This window comes from Metalysinibacillus jejuensis (assembly GCF_003057615.1).
Lineage (GTDB): Bacteria > Bacillota > Bacilli > Bacillales_A > Planococcaceae > Metalysinibacillus > Metalysinibacillus jejuensis.
The window spans coordinates 1-4,074 of sequence record NZ_QAFW01000092.1 but is presented as its reverse complement, the minus strand read 5'-3'; the positions used below and the strand labels follow the sequence as shown (position 1 = coordinate 4,074).

Genomic DNA, 4,074 nt, shown 5'->3' with positions numbered 1-4,074 from the left:
TACCATGGTCTGAAAATATCCAGGCCACATGTGCAAAATAAGCCAACTAGCCGAAAAAAATACCGGTCAGTTGGCTATTCGTCGTGCGTACCGTACAGGTGCGCTATTTTTTATAATTCGGGCTTACGGTTTAGCTATGGCTTCTCTGCTTTTAAAGAAGGTAAACCTTATCTTTGCTCACATATGCTTGGTATTGACGAACAGTATCGTTCGCAGCGCATTGGTGAAAAGTTAAAGTTTGCGCAACGAGATATCGCCCTTGCTAAAGGGTACGATTTAATGGTGTGGACGTACGATCCCCTTGAAACACGTAATGGGTATTTAAATTTAACTAAGCTTAATGGCATATGTGATACATATGTAGAAAATTGTTACGGCGAAATGGAAGACGGTTTTAATAAAGGGTTACCTTCTGACCGTTTTGAAATCCACTGGTACATTAACTCTGATTATGTGAAGCATAAGCCGGCGATTACGTATACTAACGCTGTGCCATTAGCCGAAGTTACGTTTGATGAGCAAGGATTACCGCATCTTAAAAAACTACCCACTAAGTCACTGACAGAAGCGGCATACAGTTTACCTGTACCTAAAGATTTTCAACAATTAAAAACGCAAGATGCCGCATTAGCTAGAGAATGGCGTTTTGCAACACGTGAATGCTTTACACAATTATTTACCGCAGGTTATGCAGCCATTCGCTTAGAGCAACATGAACAATGGAACACATATATTTTCGTAAAAAAACAAACACTACCACTCGGAGGCAACTAACATGAAGATAACAGAAGTGACAATACGACATTTACAGATGGATTTAAAAGCACCTTTTACAACGAGCTTTGGCACATTTACGACACGTGATTTTTTACTACTAGAAGCAAAGGATGAACAGGGAACAGTAGGTTTTGGTGAGTCAGTAGCATTCCACTCTCCTTGGTATAACGAAGAGACATTAAAAACAAACTGGCATATGCTTGAAGACTATTTAATTCCATTAATTTTAAATAAAGAAATCAATCACCCTGATGAGGTGAATACATTATTTGAGCCAATCCGTAAAAATAATATGGCAAAGTCAACGATTGAAGGTGCCATTTGGGATATTTATGCTCAACAAACGAATCAGTCACTTGCGCAAGCACTAGGCGGTACTAAAAAGCAAATCGAAGTTGGCATTAGTATTGGCATCCAAAATTCTCTCGAAGAATTAGTAGAGCTTGTAGAAGGCTATGTAGCAGAAGGTTATAAACGCATTAAAGTAAAAATTAAGCCAGGCTGGGACGTTGATGTGATGCGTACATTACGTGAAAAATTTCCTAATGTAGCAATTATGGCAGACGCTAACTCAGCGTACCGCTTAGAAGATGTAGCGTTATTACAACAACTTGATGCATTTAATTTAACAATGGTAGAACAGCCCCTAGCGTCAGATGATATTATCGATCACGCGACATTACAAAAACAAATGACTACACCTATTTGTTTAGATGAGAGTATCCATTCATTAGAGGATGCACGTAAAGCAGTAGAACTAGGGGCTACTAAAATCATTAATATTAAAATTGGTCGTGTAGGTGGCTTAACTGAAGCGAAAAAAATCCATGATTATTGTGCGCAACAAGGTATACCTGTATGGTGCGGCGGTATGTTGGAATCAGGCGTAGGTCGTGCCCATAACATAGCACTAACCACACTATCTAACTTTATTTTACCTGGTGATACAGCGAGCTCAAATCGCTACTGGGAAAAAGATATTATTGAGCCAGAGGTTGTAGCACAAGATGGTTACATTGAAGTACCACAAACACCAGGTATTGGCTACAAAGTGAATATGGCAACAGTAGAATCATACACAGTAGACAAAAAAACGTATAAGTAATACCCTTCCTTAAGCATTTAACTAAATGCTTAAGGTTCTATTTTCCTTATATTTTCAGAAAATTCTAACACTGTGAGGACAGGTGAAATAATGAAAAGAAGTTTACAAATTGGTGGGGCGTTTGTCGGTTTAATTATCGGGGCGGGGTTTGCTTCAGGGCAAGAAATTTTACAGTACTTTACAAGCTTCGGTGCGATGGGTATAATTGGTGGGCTAATCGCGGCTATCGTTTTTGCCTTTTTAGGTATGACGCTAGCGCAATTAGGTTCAGATTTACAAACTTCATCTCATAAAGGAGTAATTTATCATATCGGTGGTCGTTATGTTGGTTTAATCCTTGATGTATTAATTACGTTCTTCTTATTTGGGGTTGCGGTTGTAATGTTTGCTGGAGCGGGCTCAACGTTTAACCAAATGTTTGGCATTAGCCCAATGGTCGGTAGCATTATTATGGTGGTGTTAACAATTACCACATTACTATTAAATGTAAAAAATATTATTAACTTAATTGCGATGGTAACGCCGTATTTAATGGCTATTATTTTTGTTATCTTACTGTATTCACTTTTTACAATGGATATTTCATGGGCAGAGGCCGATGTGTTAGCGAAGCAACAACCTTCTGCAGCAAGCAACTGGCTGATGGGTGCATTACTGTATGTTTCCTATAACCTCGCTGCCGGTGCAGCATTACTTATTGTAATGGGTGGTACAGAGAAAAATCGTAAAGTAGCGGGGCTTGGTGGCGTATTTGGCGGCTTAATGTTAGGTGCGCTTATTATCTTGATTAACCTTTCGATGTTTGTAAAAATCGACCGTGTGGCAGGTATGGATATGCCAACGCTTGAACTAGCTAAGCAAATTCACCCAGTAGTGGGAATCTTAATGTCTATTGCGTTATTAGGCATGATGTATAATACGGCGGTTGGCATGTTTTACTCATTCACGGTACGATTTTTCGCACCAGAAGCTAAGTCTTTTAAGCCTGCAGTAGTCGTAGTGGGTATTGTAGGATTTATCGCAAGCTTGGTTGGTTTTACAACTTTAGTCGGAAAAGTATATGCCACAATGGGATACTTAGGCTTTGCGTTAATAGTAACGATTTTACTCGCATGGTTTAAGCAGAGAAAAGCTAATGTAGTAGCTTAAGTTAAGAGGAGTAATATATTTTGAGTACGAGGTTCATACTCCAACTTTACTAGGTCTATATACGTAAGCGTCAAATAGCACCCCCTGGAAAACAGGTGGGTGCTATTTGACGCTTACCTTACGAGATAAAAAAGAGAAACTGAGCGCACTCAATTTCTCTTTTTTTGCTGACAATTAGTTAGGTATCAGCTTCATTTTTAAGGGAATAATAACTTGAAAAGTAAGGAGAGTCTAGGATAGAAGAGTGTTCCAAAAGCGATTAATGCACCCAATAAGTAGCCCAATACCTTTTTGGTGGTCTCTCTTTTTTCATAACGACGTATTTCTTCATCAATGTTCGAGCTTTTTGGGTTTACTGTAGGACTTTCCGCGGTTGGCGATGGTATAACATCAGCACATGCCTTAGAAGTATACTCTGGTCTCATAATAGGTGTCGTTGTGTAGACAAATTCCTTCGTTTTAGTAGAACTAAATCCTTTGCGTTTTACATAGGCATAGTCAATATCTTCGTGGTTTTGTACATTATCATTTGTGGATTCGTATTTTTCACTGAGTCGTTCAATAGTAGCGAGGTGTTCATCTCTACTTAAAACTTTAGTTTTAGTAATTTGTGCGTTATTGAGTATGCTAGAAAGAGCATGTGCATTTTGTGTTATTATGCCTGCTGTTTCGAGTCTACTCGTACCTTCAATATGAGTAGAGTAGAGCGATAAAGAAATCGAAAACGCTAGAATAATATGGGCTGCCATTGGAACACCAATAATAAAGTATTGGTACATCGTGATAATAGAAAGCACAATTATAATAATGTTGTAATAGAGAAGCAAAGATTTTTGCCATTCATGTTCTTTTTTTAACGGCTTTCCGAAAGAAGTCTCCCATCCTCAAGGAATGTGAAGGTGCGAATAGCACCAATGAGTAGGTGGGAGATGAATTTCGGTTGGCTTTAGCCAACGTTATTTTTCTAAGCCTTTTCGCAATAATTCGAGAATAGTTGCTGTTCTTGTAGACAGTCCGTTTTCTTCTTGGTATTTATCTAATTT

The 4,074-nt window shown here is 38.6% G+C and carries 3 protein-coding genes and 1 pseudogene; 3 read left to right on the top strand and 1 reads right to left on the bottom strand.

Translation table 11 applies throughout. The features are described from left to right. Nucleotides 1-9 precede the first annotated feature (9 nt). The 3 genes from DDE80_RS13910 to DDE80_RS13900 all read left to right on the top strand — a co-directional run bounded on the left by DDE80_RS13910 (nucleotide 10) and on the right by DDE80_RS13900 (nucleotide 3,031). Nucleotides 10-774, top strand: coding sequence for a GNAT family N-acetyltransferase (locus tag DDE80_RS13910; RefSeq protein ID WP_235612349.1), 765 nt, complete (start codon nucleotides 10-12; stop codon nucleotides 772-774). Nucleotide 775: 1 nt separating this feature from the next. Then, the gene (gene menC / locus DDE80_RS13905; protein WP_108308519.1) at nucleotides 776-1,882 is read left to right on the top strand and encodes an o-succinylbenzoate synthase; all 1,107 of its coding nucleotides are present in this window, start codon (nucleotides 776-778) and stop codon (nucleotides 1,880-1,882) included. Nucleotides 1,883-1,972: 90 nt separating this feature from the next. After that, a complete protein-coding gene (locus tag DDE80_RS13900) occupies nucleotides 1,973-3,031 on the top strand; it encodes a YkvI family membrane protein (RefSeq protein WP_108308517.1) in 1,059 nt (352 codons plus the stop codon). A gap of 197 nt (nucleotides 3,032-3,228) precedes the next feature. Here the strand turns inward: DDE80_RS13900 and DDE80_RS13895 are convergent. Beyond that, a pseudogene (locus tag DDE80_RS13895) lies at nucleotides 3,229-3,876 on the bottom strand (hypothetical protein); the annotation flags it as partial. Nucleotides 3,877-4,074 lie beyond the last annotated feature (198 nt).

What these genes read in the sequence shown, in the direction of transcription:
- menC (WP_108308519.1), top strand. Translation starts at nt 776, where the DNA reads ATGAAGATAACAGAAGTGACAATACGACATTTACAGATGGATTTAAAA.
- DDE80_RS13900 (WP_108308517.1), top strand. Translation starts at nt 1,973, where the DNA reads ATGAAAAGAAGTTTACAAATTGGTGGGGCGTTTGTCGGTTTAATTATC.